Origin of the sequence: Pseudomonas iranensis, assembly GCF_014268585.2 — a bacterium.
Classification (GTDB): Bacteria; Pseudomonadota; Gammaproteobacteria; order Pseudomonadales; family Pseudomonadaceae; genus Aquipseudomonas; species Aquipseudomonas iranensis.
Genome location: NZ_CP077092.1, coordinates 2,941,621 through 2,959,652 on the forward strand (window position 1 = coordinate 2,941,621; position 18,032 = coordinate 2,959,652).

At 59.1% G+C, this 18,032-nt stretch carries 18 protein-coding genes; 7 read left to right on the plus strand and 11 right to left on the minus strand.

What is annotated here, in order from left to right; translation table 11 throughout:
• Positions 1 to 65: 65 nt before the first annotated feature.
• The 4 genes from HU724_RS13170 to HU724_RS13185 form a co-directional block, all read right to left on the minus strand.
• Complete coding sequence (locus HU724_RS13170) at positions 66 to 1,217, minus strand: MFS transporter (protein ID WP_186567131.1); 1,152 nt, start codon at positions 1,215 to 1,217, stop codon at positions 66 to 68.
• 15 nt (positions 1,218 to 1,232) lie between these two features.
• Positions 1,233 to 2,468: an aromatic ring-hydroxylating oxygenase subunit alpha gene (locus HU724_RS13175; protein WP_186567129.1), complete on the minus strand. Its 1,236-nt coding sequence runs from the start codon at positions 2,466 to 2,468 to the stop codon at positions 1,233 to 1,235.
• A gap of 155 nt (positions 2,469 to 2,623) precedes the next feature.
• Complete coding sequence (locus HU724_RS13180; protein WP_186567127.1) at positions 2,624 to 3,970, minus strand: MmgE/PrpD family protein; 1,347 nt, start codon at positions 3,968 to 3,970, stop codon at positions 2,624 to 2,626.
• A 141-nt stretch (positions 3,971 to 4,111) separates the two neighbouring features.
• Complete coding sequence (locus HU724_RS13185) at positions 4,112 to 5,071, minus strand: LysR family transcriptional regulator (RefSeq protein ID WP_122602018.1); 960 nt, start codon at positions 5,069 to 5,071, stop codon at positions 4,112 to 4,114.
• A gap of 368 nt (positions 5,072 to 5,439) precedes the next feature.
• Here HU724_RS13185 and HU724_RS13190 point away from each other — a divergent pair, with 368 nt between their 5' ends.
• The 7 genes from HU724_RS13190 to HU724_RS13220 all read left to right on the plus strand — a co-directional run bounded on the left by HU724_RS13190 (position 5,440) and on the right by HU724_RS13220 (position 13,565).
• Entirely contained in the window at positions 5,440 to 6,474 is a 1,035-nt protein-coding gene (locus HU724_RS13190; RefSeq protein WP_122602017.1) for a quaternary amine ABC transporter ATP-binding protein, read from the plus strand.
• A gap of 51 nt (positions 6,475 to 6,525) precedes the next feature.
• Entirely contained in the window at positions 6,526 to 7,479 is a 954-nt protein-coding gene (proW, locus tag HU724_RS13195) for a glycine betaine/L-proline ABC transporter permease ProW (RefSeq protein ID WP_122610471.1), read from the plus strand.
• Between the two features lie 72 nt (positions 7,480 to 7,551).
• Positions 7,552 to 8,532 (plus strand): glycine betaine/L-proline ABC transporter substrate-binding protein ProX, encoded by a 981-nt coding sequence (gene proX / locus HU724_RS13200; RefSeq protein ID WP_437180358.1) that lies wholly within the window; start codon positions 7,552 to 7,554, stop codon positions 8,530 to 8,532.
• 87 nt (positions 8,533 to 8,619) lie between these two features.
• Positions 8,620 to 9,681, plus strand: a complete 1,062-nt coding sequence (locus HU724_RS13205) for a GlxA family transcriptional regulator (protein WP_186567123.1) — start codon at positions 8,620 to 8,622, stop codon at positions 9,679 to 9,681.
• 124 nt (positions 9,682 to 9,805) lie between these two features.
• Positions 9,806 to 11,122, plus strand: a complete 1,317-nt coding sequence (locus tag HU724_RS13210) for an NAD(P)/FAD-dependent oxidoreductase (protein ID WP_122610469.1) — start codon at positions 9,806 to 9,808, stop codon at positions 11,120 to 11,122.
• A 48-nt stretch (positions 11,123 to 11,170) separates the two neighbouring features.
• Positions 11,171 to 12,073 carry a dihydrodipicolinate synthase family protein gene (locus HU724_RS13215; protein WP_186567121.1) on the plus strand — a complete coding sequence of 301 codons (903 nt, stop codon included), beginning with the start codon at positions 11,171 to 11,173 and terminating at the stop codon, positions 12,071 to 12,073.
• Position 12,074: 1 nt separating this feature from the next.
• Positions 12,075 to 13,565 carry an aldehyde dehydrogenase gene (locus tag HU724_RS13220; RefSeq protein WP_186567119.1) on the plus strand — a complete coding sequence of 497 codons (1,491 nt, stop codon included), beginning with the start codon at positions 12,075 to 12,077 and terminating at the stop codon, positions 13,563 to 13,565.
• A 67-nt stretch (positions 13,566 to 13,632) separates the two neighbouring features.
• Here the strand turns inward: HU724_RS13220 and HU724_RS13225 are convergent, their stop codons facing one another.
• From HU724_RS13225 to HU724_RS13255, 7 genes are read right to left on the minus strand one after another with little or no spacing between them, the layout of a single operon-like run.
• On the minus strand, positions 13,633 to 14,307 hold the full coding sequence (locus HU724_RS13225; RefSeq protein WP_122699293.1) for a polysaccharide lyase family 7 protein: 675 nt from the start codon (positions 14,305 to 14,307) through the stop codon (positions 13,633 to 13,635).
• A 27-nt stretch (positions 14,308 to 14,334) separates the two neighbouring features.
• On the minus strand, positions 14,335 to 15,510 hold the full coding sequence (locus tag HU724_RS13230) for an MFS transporter (protein WP_186567117.1): 1,176 nt from the start codon (positions 15,508 to 15,510) through the stop codon (positions 14,335 to 14,337).
• A 40-nt stretch (positions 15,511 to 15,550) separates the two neighbouring features.
• Positions 15,551 to 15,793, minus strand: a complete 243-nt coding sequence (locus HU724_RS13235) for a DUF2934 domain-containing protein (RefSeq protein ID WP_130888087.1) — start codon at positions 15,791 to 15,793, stop codon at positions 15,551 to 15,553.
• Between the two features lie 46 nt (positions 15,794 to 15,839).
• The gene (locus HU724_RS13240) at positions 15,840 to 16,100 is read right to left on the minus strand and encodes a metallothionein (protein WP_186567115.1); all 261 of its coding nucleotides are present in this window, start codon (positions 16,098 to 16,100) and stop codon (positions 15,840 to 15,842) included.
• Positions 16,093 to 17,118 carry a heme o synthase gene (gene cyoE, locus HU724_RS13245; protein ID WP_186567113.1) on the minus strand — a complete coding sequence of 342 codons (1,026 nt, stop codon included), beginning with the start codon at positions 17,116 to 17,118 and terminating at the stop codon, positions 16,093 to 16,095. Before cyoE ends, HU724_RS13240 begins: the two co-directional genes overlap by 8 nt.
• Positions 17,076 to 17,414: a cytochrome o ubiquinol oxidase subunit IV gene (gene cyoD, locus HU724_RS13250; protein WP_130926569.1), complete on the minus strand. Its 339-nt coding sequence runs from the start codon at positions 17,412 to 17,414 to the stop codon at positions 17,076 to 17,078. Before cyoD ends, cyoE begins: the two co-directional genes overlap by 43 nt.
• Before the next feature lies 1 nt (position 17,415).
• Entirely contained in the window at positions 17,416 to 18,030 is a 615-nt protein-coding gene (locus tag HU724_RS13255; protein ID WP_186567111.1) for a cytochrome o ubiquinol oxidase subunit III, read from the minus strand.
• Between the last annotated feature and the right edge of the window lie 2 nt (positions 18,031 to 18,032).

Here is an 18,032-nt window from a genome sequence, read left to right on the forward strand (position 1 = left end):
CGCAGGATTTGCCAATAGCCGAAGGCTGCGACGTTAGGACGCAGGCTTGTCAGAGTCCGCCGCGCTCAGGCCTTGAGCAACCTCGCGGCACAGCTGACAAACAACAACAGCACGACCACGCCACCCAAAGCGATCGTCAACGAGCTGAAATGGGCGATCATGCCTATGAACGCCGGCCCCATCAGAATCCCGGCATAACCCATGGAAATGATTGCCGGAATAGCGGTGCGCTGCGGCATGCGCTGTTGTCGACCTGCGGCGCTGAACAACACCGGAACGATGTTCGAGCATCCGGCGCCGACCAGCGCATAGCCCAGCAATGACGCCGGCCAGCCATCGAAAACCAGCGAAACCAGCAGTCCGACTGCCGCGCAGACTCCGCCCAGCGTCACCACGCAAATGCCACCCAATCGGCTGACAATCGCGTCGCCGGTCAGCCGTCCAAGCGTCATGGCTGCAGCGAAACAGGCGTAGCCCAATCCTGCGTAGCTCGATGGCATATCGCGTTGCGAGGCAAGAAACACCGCGCTCCAGTCCAGCATTGCGCCTTCGGTCAGGAACACGATGAAGCAGAGGACACCCAGCATCAGGACGATTCCGCGCGGAACCGCAAAGATCGGACCGTCGCGCTCGGTACCGTAAGGCAGCAGGTCTGGTGCAGCCTTATATAGCGAGGCGAGAATGATCGCCACCAGACACAGCACCGATGGCAGCGGATCGAGCCCAAGACTGAGCATCGCTGTCATCGCCCCGGCACCGGCGATCCCGCCCACGCTATAGAGCCCGTGGAAACCCGATTGCAGGGTTTCGCCACTGTTCTTTTCGACGATGATCGACTGGATATTGATCGCGCAATCGAGCATGCCCATGCTGGCGCCGAACAACAGCACCGTCAGGGCCAGCCCGGGCAGCCACGTCAAATGGCTCAACATTGGCAGCACCGCACACAAGACCAGAGTTGAGGCGATGATCACCGGCCGGCAGCCAAATCGCGCGGTCAGGTAACCGGCGAACGGCATGGCCACGATCGAGCCGATGCCAAAGCCCAGCAACAACAGGCCCAGGCCACCTTCGTCCAGCCCGGTGCGCGCTTTTACCAAAGGAACCAGCGGCGCCCAGGCCGACATGACAATGCCGGTGATCAGGAAAATGATCCGGGTGGATGCGCGTTCGCCGTAGTTTTCGCGAATCGTCAATGATGATGTGCAACCGGTCATGGACAGAAGTACCTATCAACCAACCGACTTCAACGGAATCGGCCCTTTGAGCCGATCCATCATCGTCGCGCAGTACCAGTCATCGAACTGACAGACGCCAGTCTCGGCGGTTTCCGAATACGGGCCGGGTTCGTAGGACGGCGAAGTCACACCGCGTTGGGTGCCTTCAACCAGCGTGCGGTCCTGATCGTTGGTGGCAATCCACACTTTGGTCAGGCGCTCGATGTCGTAATCCACGCCTTCCACTGCTGTGTTGGGCACCAGCCATTTGGTGGTCACCAGTGTTTCGGTAGCGCTGATCGGCAGCACGCGGAAACTCAGCGCATGGTCGCCGAGGAAGTGGTTCCAGGTGGACGGGTAGTGGAAGTACAGCAGCGCGCCGATGTCGGCTTCGGAGGTCTTGTCGAGGCGACCATTAACCGCCGGCTTGCCGTCCATGGTGTAGCTGACTGCACCGGATGAAAGAGGGATGCGCGTCATGCGGAACTGGCCATTGATGTCCATCACCAGGCGGCTGGGCAATCCGGCCTTTTCGCATTTGGCCCAGTATGCCGACAGCTCGGGATCGTCTTCGCCGCTGACGCCACCGACTGAAAGGTTATCGACAAACGAGTGCAGCAGTTCCGGGTGTGAGCCGTCGCAGTGGTAGCACTCGCGATTGTTTTCGAAGACCAGTTTCCAGTTGCCTTTCTCGACGATGTTCGACTCGAACGCGACTTTGCAGTCTTCGAGGTAATGCGGCGCGATGAAAGGGCTGACGGCTTTGCGGAAACCTTCAAAGTCGGGTGCCTTGGCGGCAACGCAGACGTAGATGTAGGTGTCGACGATTTCGCAGTGCACGCTTTTCAGGTTGTACTGCGCTTTGTCGAAGTCCTGGCCCATGTTGCCGGCGAACAACAGGTTGCCGTCCAGCTCGTATGTCCATTTGTGATACGGGCAGACCATCTTCGCTACTTTGCCGTGATCGGCCTCGCAGATTTTCGCGCCACGGTGCCGGCACGCATTGTGGAAAGCGCGAACCTCACCATCCTTGCCGCGAACGACGGCCACCGGGTAGTCACCGATCTGCAGCGTGAAATATTGCCCCGGCTTGGTGATTTCAAAGGTGTGGCCGGCGAAGATCCAGTCCTTGTGCCAGATCTGCTCAAGATCCTGACGGTAAACCTCCTCACTGCGGTAAAGCGCGCCCGGCAGCGAATGCCACGGTTTGCGTTGTGCGATCAGGTCATAAACGCTTTGCTTGTTGTTCATTGTTATCCTCCCAGGACTTCGATCTTGAGCGGTCACCTTTAACCGTGACTTTCTAAATAAGCGAACGATAAGCCTCAGCCTATCCGGCACAGAACAAACGTCACAACCGACATTTGCTGAGGGCAATTAATGATTTGCGGTTATGAGTGACAGAGTCAGGGTGAAGTCGGCACCGCTTGAAAAACCGCTTGCAGTGCAGTGATGGCGCAGTCGGCTTTAGCGATGTTTCTGATTGCCATCTTCACAGCGGTACTGCGTTCAAGGCCGAGCCCCTGAGCGAACAGATCGAACTTTTGCTCCAGCTCTTCAACGCTCAAAGGCGTCTGCGGATCGCCGCGCGCAGCGGTGACCGGGCTCACCAGCACCTCGCCATTCTTCAGAGTAATGCTCAACCGCGAGAGGATTTCCTCGGGGAATCTGGCCGAGATATCGGCGGCTTCGACGATTTCGATGCGGGCGCAGAGGGCCAGGATATCCGGCGCAGTAATCGCCATACCGGTGACTTCCTCAGGCCCGACCTTGCCCCTGACAACCAGCGCTGCGAGTGGAAACGCCAAGGCGTATTGCGCTTGATCGGCGTCCTTCGGTGAATGTCCCTGCAGGCACATCGACTCATAGAACGTTTCCACACGTATGGTTTCGATCGAATCGGCAGCGAGCAACGGATGTTGTCGTTGCAGCTCAAGCATTGCGGTCAGCGCCGGTTGCGCCCAGCGGCAGACGGGCCAGGGTTTGAAGTACTGACTGTCGATTTCCCAACGCTGACCGAGGTCGCGCCAATGCTCTGAAACGGCGATGTCTTCGACTGTTTCCGCTGGCGCGCCGGTAATGCCTTCCAAGGCCATGAACAAAGCGTTCAGACCGGTGAATGCGCCCGCACCATGTGCATCACGCAGCATCGTCGGCGCTTGCACCACGCGCATCATCGGGCAGCGCGCGCTGAAGTATTCGGCAATGCCCAAGGCGTGGCGGAACGTTGTCTCATCCAGACGTAACAATCGCGCGCCAGCGCAGACCACGCCCAGGGCTGAAAAGCCACCGGAAGCGTGATACGTAGGTGAGGTCGCCATCAATGCCGAACCTGCGCGCAACGCGGTTTCGTAACCAATGCATAAAGCGCTCAGCAGATCATGCCCGCTAATGGATTGGCCCTGATGATGCAGTGCATCGGCGAGGGCGAGCACGGCGGGTACCACGGTCGCCCCCGCGTGGCCCTTGGATTTGAAATGGCCTTCATGGGCGTCGAGGCTGTCGGCGCTGAAGCCGCCGGCCCACGCTGCGCCGAGCACGTTGACGCGCTGCCCGGAGAAAATCAGGCGACTGCTGTAGAGACCTGCCGGATAGTGCCGTTCGGCAAACCGGCGCATCGCGACACTGGTGTCGTTGCTCGCCGCGCCGGCCATGACTCCGATAATGTCGAGCAGACTGTTTTGTACGATCGCGCGGGTTTTCTGCGGAGCGTCGAGAAAATCAAAATCGCAAGAAAATTCGAAGAGTGACATGCAACAAGCCCTTCCTGTGTGTTGAGCGCGACCGTGCTTGGTCGGCGTCGCTCAACAATGGGTCAGGGACGGCGAGCTGCTCCAGCGACATTTTCGTCGGGCTATTGATAACCAAAACGACCGACGCTGACGCAGAGCAGATCAACGGCGGGGAAACTTCCCCAGAATCCATTCACGGAAGCGCTGCAATTCGTCTTCATTGTCCGAATTTTCGCGGCAACTCAAGTAGTGCCAACTGTTGCGCAGCTGTACCTGCTGCTCGATCGGTCGCACCAGCAAGCCTCGCTGCACCAGCGACGTGACCAAGTGATTCCAGCCCAGAGCGATGCCTTGATGAGTCAGCACCATGCTGATCAGCAGGTTGTAGTCGTTGGCGTTGAAAATCTGTGGACTGTTGGCCGGGCGGTCGTCGATATCGATTGCCTGAAACGCCAGCCACACGCCCCAGTCGACGTGCTCGGCAACTTGCGAACGGCCGTAAGGGCTGAGGTTGAGCAGCGCCGAATCGCGCACGCCCTCGATGGTGGAAATCTCCGGATGCTGCTCCAGATATTGCGGCGTGCACACCGGGTAGATCACGTCGTGGCAAAGCGGATAGCTTCTATAGCCTTCGCGGATGCGCGAAATCTTGGTGATGAAGATATCCGGCTGCACGCCGGGTTCCATGGTCAGAAAGTTCTGCGTGGTGATCAGGTTCAGTTCAATGTCAGGACACTGAGCGAAGAACTCCTGCAGGTGATCGGATAACCACAGCGCGGAAAAGGCCGGGGAGCAGCAGATGGTCAGCACTTTCTTGCTCGACTGGCTGTTGCGAATGCGTTCGGCGGCTTGGGCGATGTTGACGAACGACAGTTGCGCGGCATCAAAGAACACCGCACCGGCAGCGGTCAGTTCTACCGCACGACCCACCCGGGTAAACAGTTGCGCGCCCAGGTAGCTTTCCAGCTCGCGGATCTGCCGGCTGATCGCCGCTTGCGAAACGCACAACGCCTCGGCGGCACGGGTGAAGCTTTCGTATTTGGCGGCGGCGACAAATGCCTTCACAGCCCTCAAGGACGGCATTTTCAGCAGGATGGTGTCAGGGTCGACATGCTTGGTCATTCGTACACTCTCCTAACGATACAGCTCCCCAACGAAGCGCGTGGAGGGTAACGGAACGCTCCTCGCAGGGCCACGCCAGCGTCGCTTTGGGAATAGACCCGGTCGCTCATGGTGCGAAGCCGAACGGTCAGCCATGCCCGAGCCCGCAACCGATAACCCGACGTTATCAAATTGTCCCTGTAAATGTAGTTGGATTAAGCGCGATGATGCTAATAGATTTGCAACATCCCTCTTTCCTGGGCACCCAAAAATAATAAAAGGAAACCCGTCGTGAAAACATTCATTGATTACCGCTGCCGTTCAAAAACAGTTTCGCTCGATGGCTTGTCGTTTAAAGCGATCGAAGTGCAACACGAAGGAGGCATGGTATGACAAGTTCCGACGAGATCATCTGCGTAAAGAATGTATTCAAAGTCTTCGGCAGCCAGCCAGCGCTGGCCATGAAGATGATTGAAGAGGGCGCCTCGAAAGCTGAAGTATTCAAAAAGACCGGTCAGGCAATTGGTGTATTCGATGCCAACTTTTCCGTTCGCCGAGGCGAAATCTTTGTGATCATGGGTTTGTCCGGCTCCGGCAAATCGACCATGGTCCGCTTGTTCAACCGGTTGATCGAACCGACCTCCGGCAAGATCTTTCTCAACGGCAAGGAAATTACCGGTCTGGGCGACAAGGATCTGTTGCAAGTGCGGCGCAAGGACATGGGCATGGTCTTCCAGTCGTTCGCCCTGATGCCGCACATGAGCGTCATCGATAACGTCAGTTTCGGACTGGAAATCAGCGGTGTCAGCGAGAAAGAACGCTACTGCCGGGCCATGGGCGCACTAGAACAGGTCGGGCTTTCCGGCCAGGAATTCAGCTTTCCCCATCAACTCTCCGGCGGCATGCAGCAGCGCGTAGGCCTGGCCCGCGCCCTGGCCAACGACCCCGCCATTCTGCTGATGGACGAAGCCTTCTCCGCACTCGACCCGATGATCCGCAGCGAAATGCAGGGCGAGCTGATCAAGCTCCAGGCCGAGCAGGATCGCACGATCATTTTCATCTCTCACGATATCGAAGAAGCGGTTCGCATCGGTCATCGCATTGCAATCATGGAGGGCGGGCGCGTGGTGCAGATCGGCACTCCGCGTGAACTGCTGTGCAACCCGGTGAATAAATATGTGCGCGACTTCTTCAATGGTTTCGACACCAGTCGAATATTGAAGGCCGGGGATATCGCCCAGCAGGATTCGAATGTTGTTTATCTGCCGGGCAGTCAAGTAACGATCAAGGCTGAGGCCTCATTGCGAGACATCTTTCATATTGTTGCCGCGTCGGCAACTCCAATGCCGGTGGTCGATGAAGTTGGACTTTATAAAGGTTCGATTTCCCAAGGACACTTACTGAGCTGCCTAAGTAACAGCTGAACTCCGAAAAGTCAGAATTGATAAAGCAGTTTCTGCGGGCGAGGTAGCACCATGTCAGATTTCAATATTCTGGATCCTTTCCAGAGCATCAACATTCCTTTGGGTTCGTGGGTCGAAACCGCGCTCAAATATCTGGTCAGCAACTTTCGTGAAGTGTTCCGCTCGATTCGCTGGCCGGTCGACCAGGTCCTGGACGGTGTGCAGTGGAGCCTGCTGTCGGTACCTCCCACCGTCTTCATCATCATTGCCGGTCTGATCAGTTGGCAGATCGGCGGTAGACGCATCGCCATTTTCAGTGTCGCCACGCTCACCGGCCTCGGCCTGATCGGCGTGTGGAACGACGCGATGGTCACCCTGGCTCTGGTGCTGACATCGCTATTGTTCTGCGCGGTCATCGGCATCCCGCTGGGCATCTTCTGTGCGCGCAGTGATCGCACGGAAATGATCATCCGCCCGGTTCTCGACGCCATGCAGACGCTGCCGGCATTCGTGTACCTGGTGCCGGTGGTCATGCTGTTCGGCATCGGCAACGTACCCGGGGTGATCGTCACCATCATCTTTTCCGTCGCGCCGCTGGTGCGGCTGACCAACCTCGGCATCCGGCAGGTGCCCGCCGACAAGGTCGAGGCGGCGCGGGCGTTCGGCTGCACGGCCACGCAGATGCTGCTGAAGGTGCAATTGCCGCTGGCGGCGCCAACGATGATGGCCGGGCTCAACCAGACCTTGATGTTGTCGCTGTCGATGGTGGTGGTTGCCTCGATGATCTCGGTGGGTGGTCTCGGTCTGATGGTGTTGAGCGGCATCGGCCGCCTCGACATGGGCCTGGCCAGTGTCGGCGGCGCCGGTCTGGTGTTGCTGGCGGTGTTTCTCGACCGATTGACCCAGGCCATGGGCGAACGCAGCAGCGATCTGGCTACCGGTCAGCGCTGGTATGACACCGGCCCGGTAGGGCTGCTGATGAAACTGAAAAAAAAGAAAACTCTTGCACGTCCCGTGACCAACTGAATTTGCCTGCTCACCCATAAACACTTTCAAGCGTGGTGAAACATGAAACTGACAACTTTCAAGAAAGGCCTGATGGCTTCGTTGTTCGGCACTCTGTTGTGCTCGGCAGTCTACGCAGCCGATGCCAACAAACCGGGCGCCGGTGTGTCGATCACGCCGATTTTCCCGAGCATCGCCGAAGAGCGTTTTCGCGGTGAAGTGGTGATCGCCGGCCTCAAGGAATTGGGCTACGACGTGAAAGCGCCAAAAGAGGTCGACTATCCGGCGATGTTTCTCGCGCTGTCCTACGGCGATGCGGATTTCACCGTGCATGAATGGGAAATCCTGCACCAGGCATTTTATGAGAAGGCGGGCGGCGATGACGTGATGGTCAAGGTCGGGCAGGTCATGAAAGGCGTGCTGCAGGGCTACATGATCGACAAGAAAACCGCCGAGGCTTACCAGATCAAGGATCTGTCCGATCTGAAAAAACCGGAGATCGCCAAACTGTTCGACAGCAACGGCGATGGCAAGGCCGACCTGACCGGCTGCAACCCGGGCTGGGGCTGCGAAATCATGATCGAACATCACATGAAGGCCTATGGTCTCGGTCCGACCGTGGTGAATAACCGCGGCTCGTATTTCGCCTTGATGGCCGACACCATCGCGCGCTTTCAACAGGGTAAACCAGTGCTGTTCTTCACTTGGGTACCGCAGTGGATTGCCGGCGTGCTGGTGGAAGGACGCGATGTGGTCTGGTTGCCAGTGCCGTTCACCTCGCTGCCAGACGGCAAGGAAAGCAAAGACACCTTCCATGACGGCAAGAACCTCGGTTTCCCGGTAGACACAGTCAATGCCGTGATGAACAAGGAATTCGCCGAGAGGAACCCGGTGGCGCGCAAATTCCTCTCCGAGGTCAGCATTCCGACCAGCGCGGAAAGCGAACAGAACCTGCGCATGCAAAAGGGTGAAAAATCCCTCGCCGACATCAAGCGTCACGCCGCTGAATGGATCAAGGCTAATCAGCAGGCTTATGACGGTTGGTTGAGCGACGCACGCGCGGCGGCGAAGTAATCGGTTCGAGTGCACTTGGCGACGGTTCAGCCCGTCGCCAACGTTGCGGTCGCAGGTGTCAGTGAACGGCAAGTGAGTGAGGCGAAGATGGAAACCTTTCAGAGTCCGTTGAAGCAGCAGAACATCGGCTTTCGCCAGTCCGCGTCGGTGGCCGGACAGGCCCGAGTGGTGCGAGTGGCCTTCGTGCTGCTCGAGCATTTCTCCCTGACGACCCTGTCCACGGCGATGGACGCGCTGGCTACCGGCAACCTCATCAACGGCGAAACGCTGTACACCGTCTCGACCTGGTCGCTCAAGGGCGGACGTGTCGAAAGCGATATTGGCGTGCCGGTCGATTCGCAACGACTGGTCGCAGAGGGCTTCAACCATGACGTGCTGATTGTGATCGGCGGTCAGCGCGTCCGCCTGGCGCCGCAACCGCTGCTGCGCCGAGTGCTGAAGAAAACCGCTGGCAAGGGCATCGTCGCCGGGTGCTGGAATGCAGCGTTCCATCTGGCTGATGCGGGATTGCTCGGCGCTGAGGAATTCGCCTGTCACCGCGACAGCTGCGGTTTGCTCAGCGAGTACTTCCCGCAGTTGAAAGCCTCCAGTCGTGAATTCATCGTCGCTCAGCGCCGAGCCACGTGTGCCAACGCTCATGCGGCACTGGATATGACCCTGGCGGTCATGCATGAACTGGGCTCGCACAACGATGCGGCGCTGCTCGATGAAATCAAACGGGTCCATCAGCCGGCACAGGGCAAACCTGCGGGAGCTGCCGACGGTGATCGGCCTGCAGCGATTCCCAGGCCGCTGAACGTCGCCATCGACCTGATGGAAAACAACATCGAGGAGCCGATGGAAATCGATGCCATCGCCAGTTACGTCGGAGTGTCGCGCCGACAATTGGAACGCCGGTTCGCGCGCTATCTGAACGCTGCGCCCAATCGCTATTACCTGGAGTTGCGCCTGACCCGCGCACGGCAATTGATCGTGCAAAGTGATCGCTCGATGACAGACGTGGCACTGGCGACCGGATTTGTCAGTTATCCGCACTTCTACAAGCGCTTCAAGGATCTGTTCGGCTTACCGCCGATGACGTTCAGGGATTACCACTACGCCAGCGACTCTGCCAGCAACGGGCGCTATGCCTTAGCCGCCAGCTACTGAATCAGCCGCGCGAACTGACGGTTTGCGCCAGTCACGGTTTTACCAGTTCCCGATCAACGCCACTGCGTGCGTTCGCTTTGTGCCGCGTGCGTTTTGCAACTTCAACGATTAACGGTTCAACACTATGAAAGTCAGTTCATTACCCGCCGATGATGACAGTTGTGGCTGGTTTCATCTGAGCAAACCGCGTAGCCCCGAGCCTGCGCACCGTGGGCAGCGCTCGGCGCGGTGGGTGATCATCGGCGCCGGTTTCACCGGACTCGCCTGTGCGCGGCAACTGGCGTTGAATTTTCCCGATGACGAAGTAGTACTGGTCGAAGCACAGGAAGTTGGATTAGGGCCATCGGGGCGCAATGCCGGTTTCGCGATTGACCTGCCGCACGATATCGGCGCCGACGATTACATCGGTGACATTGCACTGGCGCGCACCAGTCTGAAACTCAATCTGGCCGGCCAGTCGATCCTGCGTGATCTGGTCGATCAGTACCGCATCGACTGTCAGATGAAGGCGTGCGGCAAATATCAGGCTGCCGTGGAGAATCGCGGTATCGCCGTGCTTGATGCCTATCGTCGCGGTCTGGAGAAACTCGATCAGCCGTTTCAAATGATCGACGCCGATGAGTTGCCTGAACATCTGGGCACGCATTTCTACCGCAAGGCATTGTTCACGCCGGGCGCGGTGTTGCTGCAGCCATCCGGGCTGGTCAAAGGCCTGGCCGACAATCTGCCTGCCAACGTCACGCTATACGAGCGCACGCCAATTCTCGAAGTCGAGTACGGCGCCAAGACGGTTCTTAAACATGCCCACGGCAGCATCACGGCCGACAAACTGATTCTGGCGAACAATTCCTTCGGCATGCGTTTCGGTTTCCTCCAAGGGCGCATGTTGCCGATCTACACCTACGCCAGCATCACCCGGCCATTGACCGAGGAAGAGCAGGCGCGCCTCGGTGGCAAGCCGTTCTGGGGCGCCATTCCCGCTGATCCGTTCGGCACCACGGTGCGCCGCACGCCGGACAACCGCTTGCTGATCCGCAACAGCTTCACCTTTAACCCCGATGGCCGCAGCAACCGCAAATACAACGAGCGTTTCGTGCGCCGGCACAAGGCCTCGTTCGACCAGCGTTTCCCGATGCTGCCCAACGTCACGTTCGACTACACCTGGGGCGGCGCGCTGGCGATGTCGCGCAATCACAACGGCTTTTTCGGTGAGCTGGCGCCCAACGTCTACGGCGCGCTGGGCTGCAACGGCCTCGGTGTCACTCGCGGCACTGTCACTGGCAAGTTGCTGGCCGACTGGCTGGCCGGGCAGCGCGACGGGCTGATCGATTTCCTCCTGCAAACCCCCGGTCCCAACAGCAACCCGCCAGAACCGTTCCTCTCGCTGGGGGTGAACATGAACCTCAAGTGGGGGCAGTACCGCGCCGGCAGAGAAAGCTGAATTACCTGAAGTCCGAAATCCTGAATATTGAACCCTGGAGAAAACCCGATGAACTTTGATGGAATCTTTACCCCGGCCATTACCCCGTTGTCCGCCGATGGCCAGATCGACTATGCGGCGTTCTCCGAAGTAATTGAATACCTGATCGAGTCCGGGGTGCACGGCATCGTGATCGGCGGTTCGACCGGCGAGTATTACGCGCACACCGCAGAGGAGCGGGTCGCTGTGGCCCAGCGCGCGAAAGAGGTCATTCGCGGGCGCTTGCCTCTGGTGATCGGCACTGGCGGCATCCGTACCGAGGACTCGGTGTACTTCGCCGAGAAGGCCAAGGCACTGCAAGCAGACGCGATTCTGGTCGGCTCGCCACCCTATGCCTTGCCGACGCAGAAAGAAATCGCTGCCCACGTGCTCGCCGTGGACAAGGCCGCCGGTCTGCCGATCATGCTTTACAACTATCCGTCGCGGATGGGCGTAGCGATGGGCGATGAATTCTTCACTGCCATTGCCGATTGCAAGAACATCGCCGCGATCAAGGAAAGTTCGGGCGAGACCGCCCGGCTGCATCGTCTGGCTCACTCGCACCCGCAGATCCAGTTGTCCTGCGGCTGGGATGATCAGGCGCTGGAGTTCTTTGCCTGGGGCGCACGCAGCTGGGTCTGCGCTGGTTCCAACTTCATCCCGCGTGAACACATTGCGCTGTACGAAACCTGCGTACTCGAGAAGAACTTCGACAAGGGCCGGCGGATCATGTCGGCGATGTTGCCGCTGATGGACGTCCTCGAAAGCGGCAAGTTCGTGCAGTCGATCAAGCATGGCAGCGAACTCAGCGGCCTGCGTGCCGGCGGTGTACGCGCACCATTGCAAGCGCTGGAGCCCGCCGAAAAAGAGCAACTGAAAAACGTCATCGAAACCCTGCAGAAGAACGTCGCGCGCATTGTCGAGGAGGCTTGAAATGGCAGATCTGCTGAGTAAAGAGCAATACCGTGAACTGGCGGGGAAGCTGGAATTTCGCCATCAGGCTTTTATCAACGGGCGTTTTTGTCCGGCAAAGTCCGGCAAGACGTTCACCACGACCAATCCGGCCACCGAGCAAGTGCTGACCGAGATTGCCGCGTGTGATGCCGACGATATCGATCAGGCCGTTGCAGCAGCGAAAGCAGCGTTTGATGACGGCCGCTGGCAGTCACTCGCACCGTCGGCGCGCAAGTCGGTGTTGCTGCGCTTTGCCCAATTGCTGGAAGACAACGCTCATGAACTGGCGGTGCTGGAAAGCCTGGACAGTGGCAAGCCAATTCGTGAGTGCCAGACCATCGACGTGCCGGAAACCATCCATACCTTGCGCTGGCACGCCGAGCTGATCGACAAGATTTACGACGCCACGGCGCCGGTCGGTTCCGGCGCGGTGACCATGGTCGTGCGCGAGCCGATAGGCGTGGTCGGGCTGGTGTTGCCATGGAATTTCCCGCTGCTGATGCTCGCCTGGAAAGTCGGCCCGTCACTGGCCGCAGGCTGTTCGATCGTGGTCAAACCGGCCAAGGAAACTACGCTGAGCACCTTGCGTGTCGCCGAACTGGCGCATCAGGCAGGTATTCCTGCCGGTGTGTTCAACGTCGTGCCCGGCGGCGGCAAGGAGGCGGGCGAGCCGCTGGGGCGTCATCCCGATGTGGCAATGGTCAGCTTCACCGGCTCGACCGACACCGGCCGGCTTTTCCTCAAATACTCCAGCGAATCCAACCTGAAACGCATCGTGCTCGAGTGCGGCGGCAAGAACCCGGCGGTGGTCATGAACGATGTCGAAGACATCGATGTGGTCGCGCAGCATGTGGTCAATGGCGCGTTCTGGAACATGGGCGAGAACTGCTCAGCCTCATCGCGCCTGATCGTCCACGCCGACATCAAGGACGAACTCCTGGAGCGCATTCAGGCACACCTCGGCGACTGGAAAATGGGTGACCCGCTGGACCCGGAGAACCGTTTGGGCTCGATGATCAGCAAGGCACATTTCGACAAGGTGCGTTCGTATCTTGATCTCGCTAGAGATGAAAAGCTGAGCGTGATGGTGGGCGGTCAGACCCGCAACGATATCTTCGTCGAGCCGACCATCGTCGATGGGGTCAGCCGCAATAGTCGCCTGTTCCAGGAGGAAATCTTTGGCCCGGTGCTGAGCGTCACGACCTTCCAGACAGTCGATGAAGCCATCGCTCTGGCCAACGACACCGCTTATGGCCTGGCCGCTTCGGCCTACACAGGCAACCTGCGCCACGCGCTGAAGCTGTCACGCGGCATTCGCGCGGGGATCGTCACGGTCAACTGCTTCGGCGAAGGCGATGCCTCGACGCCGTTCGGCGGTTACAAGGAATCGGGATTCGGTGGACGTGACAAGTCGATCTGGGCGCACGACCAATACACTGAACTGAAAACCATCTGGATCGACGCGTCGTAACTGGCGTCTGGACCTGCACAAGGGCCTGCCAGCGAAAGCTGACGCAGGCCCTTGCTCGTTTCAGCGCCTAAGTATGCGAAATCAACAAGTCACTGATGATGCAGATCGAACCATCCTCAGGCGGCGTGGCGTCGGTGTAGTCGATCTGGTTGTAGACCCCGCCGTGGAAATTGAACACCTGCGAATTCCAGGTTGAGTCGAGCTGCAAGTCACCTGATGTGCCGACAACGCCGTTGTAGTCGACAGTGACTCTAGCCACGCCGGCAGAGTTGGCGCGAATGGTGATCTTGAACTTCGCCCCCAACGGTACGCCCTTGAGCACCGTGGTGTTGACCGGGGTGGGCTGGTTGAAGCTCTGGCGGAAGCCCATGGTGATATTGCCTTTCTGCCAGAACACTTTGATGACCGGGCCGTCGTCGTTTTTCACATGCATCTGCGAGATAACGACTTTCTGCGCAGAGTTGACCTTGGTCACGGTCATTTCCTGATAGTTGAGGTGATCAGCGGCGCTGCCCAGCGACCAATAAAAGGATTCTTTCCATTCGCAGCGGGTGCGGTGAGTGCTTTTGCTTGAGGCGCCTTTGGTCGGCGCGGACAGTTGCAGCGAACCGTCCGGTAGCACCGTGACGATGCTAGGGAACTGCGCAATGGCCTCGGCGCCGTTGAGCTCAAGTGCGACCGGATTGGTTGCCGAAACGGCCACCGGGGTGGACAGGGTGAGATTGCTGATGTTTACGGCCATGGTTTGTACTCCTGACGATAAAAATCATTAGCGACCCAAGCCTTCGGTGGATTGGCACATCTGTCTGCGCGGACTTTCACCATCTCTTGGGCACAGCACCATGGCGGCGCAAGCGGCCGCCGCGAAAACACAGAGGGCAACGATTACGCCGGCAGCCTCCAGCACAGCGCCGAAAACCGGGGTGCCAGCGGTCTGACCGAGCGCCAGTACCAGAAACGGTATGCCCAGTCCCAAGTCCGGACGATCCGGAAACAGGCGGATGCCTTGCAGCAGATAAACGCCTGAAGAAACGATATAGGCCGCGCCAAACAGGCACATTGCGACGAGGCCAGACCCGGCTGATATCGAGGCGGCCGACAGGCCCAATGTCCCGAGGGCGATCCCAGCCAGTGCCAGATGCTGAATACGCACGACACCGAATCGGCCGGTGTACACGCCCGTCATGCATCCGCTGATTCCCGCCGCACCCAGGACTATCCACGCCCAAGCGATCGACTGATCACTGAATCCAGCCTCGCTGCGCAGGATATCGGCACCGAATGTCCAGATCGCCGTGCTCGCCAGGCCCATCAGGAAAGCACTGGCGCCCAAAGGCAGTACGCCGGGTCGACGCAGCATTGCCAGCGAGAAGTTCTGCGCGACGTCACGCTCTACCCGGCGCGGTAGCGCAAACCAGAGCCAGATCGTGACGCCGATGCCGATCAAGGCAAACAAGGCATACAGCTGGCGCCATTGCCCGGCTGCCAATATCGCCGCCAAACCGGAAAAAACGATGCCCGCCGCTGTCCCGGCATTGATAAATCCATTGGCCCGCGGGCGATCCGCATCATCAAGACGCGCCGCTACCGCGCTGGCCAATGGCGGCGAGGTCAAACCGGTGCTCAATCCCGCCAGCGCCACGCCGCAGCCCAACGTCAGCCCCGACGAAGCGACAACCACCAGTCCCATGCCCAGCGTCGCAGCGGCGCCGGCCATCACCGTCAACCCACGCGGACTCACTTTGCCGTTGCACACAAACGTCGCGACGATGCCCACGCAATACGCCGCAAATGCACTGCCGCCGATCCATCCAGCGGCGGAAACACTCAGTGCCAGATCCTGACGAATCTGTGGCAGCAGCAGGCCATAGGCGAAGCGTGCCAGACCGTAGGACAACGCCGTCAACGCGAAGGCCGCCAGCACCAGATTGATGCCGCGCTTCACGAGCCCATTCCTCCCGCAAGCGCGCGCCTTTGAAGATCGGTCATTTAGCAGCAGACGTGGTTTTTTTGCGGGTTCTGGTCGCGGGAGCAGCGGTCCCAGGCTTGGCCTTTTTCCGTGGTGCCGGCGGCGCTACGCTGCTGGCGACCGAACCCGGCAAGCCATCGGAATCGAACGCATCCAGTTCTGCGCGCGCCTGCAACCAGTGCTCGAAATCATTGCCGTGCGGCCGACCTTGTTCCTCCCAAAGCCTGTAGGCGATCTTGCGGATGGTTTCCTCGTCCATTTCATTTCTCCTGCAGATGAAAAAATCAGTGCTTTCAGGCAAAGGGTCAAGGCGAAATCGGATCGCTGGCGGGAAACGTTTCCTCAACCGCTTCATCCAGTTTCGAGTCACTCACATTGCGCTCATAAGTCCCAAGGTTTTGCTCGCAATGACAGGAGGACGAGGGGCAGGGTTGGCCCTTTGGATGCAGATCCGCACAAGCCTGGCTGCAATAGTGTTTGCCGTCGCGCTCGATGGTTTGCTCACCGCTGCACTTGCAGGTGCAGCCCGGGCAGGCGCAATCGGATGTTGAAGGATCGTTAGCCATGGGTTTCCTCCAGGGTGTCTGTTGTTGAAGCCGTTATCGATTCTGATAACCCGCCACGCACCTGCGTTTGATGATTTTCCGCCACGCCCGATGAGCGGTAGAGCGCAGAGGGCGAGGGCAGTACGGCGTTCAGTGCCAGGGAAAGATTCAGCGCCAGGATCAGCAGGATCGACACGCTGAAGATGCGCCGCGCCCAGACTTTCGCATTGGCATTTCGCACCGGTCGCAACGTCAGATAAAACCAGTAGCCGCCCAGCCCGAGCACCACCAGCGGATAGGAAATATTGATAGCCGCTACCCAGCCCAATATCGCTGCGCTGATCAGGAAGGCGACCATGTAGAGGTTGATCTCGCGTCGGGCCTGTCTGAGCGTCAGGGTTGGCAATCCGGCGGCACGAAAATCTTCGTGGCGCATGACAGTGATCGCGTGGGAATGGGGCATCTGCCAGCAGCAAAACACCACGATGAGCATCAGCGCCGTGGCATCGAAGCTGCCGGTGACCGCGCAATAACCGACCACCGGCGGCATGGCCCCGGACAGGCTGCCGACCAGCGTGCCCCAGTGCGAACGGCGTTTCATCAGGCAGGTATAGACGCCCGCATAAACCATCAGACCGACTGCCGCCATGGCGCAGGCCAGTGCTGTGGTGCCGACCCACAACAAGCCGAAGCCGATCACACCCAGCACCGCCGCGTAGCAAAACGCACTGGGCAACGACACAGCACGAACCGCCAAGGCCCGATGACAGGTGCGCACCATGCGCCGGTCGATATCGCGGTCGACGCAGTTGTTGATCACGCAACCGCAAGCGATGACCAGCGCGGTGCCGAGGAGGGCGGCCAAGAAATGCGCCAGGGACACCGGGCGGCCACCGGCGGCAAGCAGATAGCCGCCGAACACCGAAGCCAGGTTGCCGACGATGATGCCGGGCTTGGTCAGTTCCAGCCCGACATTCAGCGACAGCCGCCATTGCTTCAGTGCGCCAGCATGTTGTGGTGAATGCTGTCCATGATCCATAGCGAAAGCCCAACCAGCAGAAGAATGATCACCACCGAGAAGATCAGCGCTCTGAGGTTCCAGCGTTGCTCCTTGGCGGTGTCCAGATGCAGGAAATATTTGAGGTGGGCGAAGATCTGCACCACACCGAGCGCGACCACCACCCAAGCGGTGACGCTGCGTGGCAACGTCGGGTACATGACCAGGCCAAAGGGAATCACCGTCAGAATCACCGAAATGATAAAACCGACCATGTATGAACGACTGGTGCCATGGCTGGTGCCGGCACTGCTATGAATCGGACTCTGGTTATACATGTCACACCACCCCCAGCAGATAAACCACGGTAAACACGCAGATCCACACCACATCGAGGAAGTGCCAGAACAGACTCAGGCAACTCAGGCGCGTGGTGTTGGTGTTGGTCAGGCCCCGGCTGCGCACCTGCAGCATCAACACCGCCATCCACACCAGACCACTGAGCACGTGGGCGCCATGGGTGCCGACGAGGGTGAAGAACGCGGTCAGGAATCCGCTGCGATCCGGCCCGTAGCCTTCTGCGATCAGATGATGGAATTCGTTGATCTCCATGGCGATGAAGCCGCAACCCAGCACGAAAGTGACGCCTAGCCAGCGCAGCACGTGGGCTTTGTCATTGCGGTTCATCGCCAGCATGGCGTAGCCGTAGGTGATGCTGCTCAACAACAGCAACGCAGTTTCGGCAAGGACGTAGGGCAATTCGAAAATGTCGACGGTCGACGGACCGCCAGCCACGCTGTCACGCAGTACGGCATAGCCTGCGAACAGCGTCGCAAACAGGATGCAGTCGGTCATCAGGTAGATCCAGAAACCGAAAATGCGCATCGAGCCCGCGTCTTCATGGCCATGTTCATGGCTGTGCGCGATGTCTTTTTCCAGAACGATATTGGACATGT

Bases quoted from the DNA above. Each gene is read 5' to 3' on its own strand.
- HU724_RS13170 (WP_186567131.1), bottom strand. From the start codon at position 1,217: ATGACCGGTTGCACATCATCATTGACGATTCGCGAAAACTACGGCGAA.
- HU724_RS13175 (WP_186567129.1), bottom strand. From the start codon at position 2,468: ATGAACAACAAGCAAAGCGTTTATGACCTGATCGCACAACGCAAACCG.
- HU724_RS13180 (WP_186567127.1), bottom strand. From the start codon at position 3,970: ATGTCACTCTTCGAATTTTCTTGCGATTTTGATTTTCTCGACGCTCCG.
- HU724_RS13185 (WP_122602018.1), bottom strand. From the start codon at position 5,071: ATGACCAAGCATGTCGACCCTGACACCATCCTGCTGAAAATGCCGTCC.
- HU724_RS13190 (WP_122602017.1), top strand. From the start codon at position 5,440: ATGACAAGTTCCGACGAGATCATCTGCGTAAAGAATGTATTCAAAGTC.
- proW (WP_122610471.1), top strand. From the start codon at position 6,526: ATGTCAGATTTCAATATTCTGGATCCTTTCCAGAGCATCAACATTCCT.
- proX (WP_437180358.1), top strand. From the start codon at position 7,552: ATGGCTTCGTTGTTCGGCACTCTGTTGTGCTCGGCAGTCTACGCAGCC.
- HU724_RS13205 (WP_186567123.1), top strand. From the start codon at position 8,620: ATGGAAACCTTTCAGAGTCCGTTGAAGCAGCAGAACATCGGCTTTCGC.
- HU724_RS13210 (WP_122610469.1), top strand. From the start codon at position 9,806: ATGAAAGTCAGTTCATTACCCGCCGATGATGACAGTTGTGGCTGGTTT.
- HU724_RS13215 (WP_186567121.1), top strand. From the start codon at position 11,171: ATGAACTTTGATGGAATCTTTACCCCGGCCATTACCCCGTTGTCCGCC.
- HU724_RS13220 (WP_186567119.1), top strand. From the start codon at position 12,075: ATGGCAGATCTGCTGAGTAAAGAGCAATACCGTGAACTGGCGGGGAAG.
- HU724_RS13225 (WP_122699293.1), bottom strand. From the start codon at position 14,307: ATGGCCGTAAACATCAGCAATCTCACCCTGTCCACCCCGGTGGCCGTT.
- HU724_RS13235 (WP_130888087.1), bottom strand. From the start codon at position 15,793: ATGGACGAGGAAACCATCCGCAAGATCGCCTACAGGCTTTGGGAGGAA.
- HU724_RS13240 (WP_186567115.1), bottom strand. From the start codon at position 16,100: ATGGCTAACGATCCTTCAACATCCGATTGCGCCTGCCCGGGCTGCACC.
- cyoE (WP_186567113.1), bottom strand. From the start codon at position 17,118: ATGGATCATGGACAGCATTCACCACAACATGCTGGCGCACTGAAGCAA.
- cyoD (WP_130926569.1), bottom strand. From the start codon at position 17,414: ATGTATAACCAGAGTCCGATTCATAGCAGTGCCGGCACCAGCCATGGC.
- HU724_RS13255 (WP_186567111.1), bottom strand. From the start codon at position 18,030: ATGTCCAATATCGTTCTGGAAAAAGACATCGCGCACAGCCATGAACAT.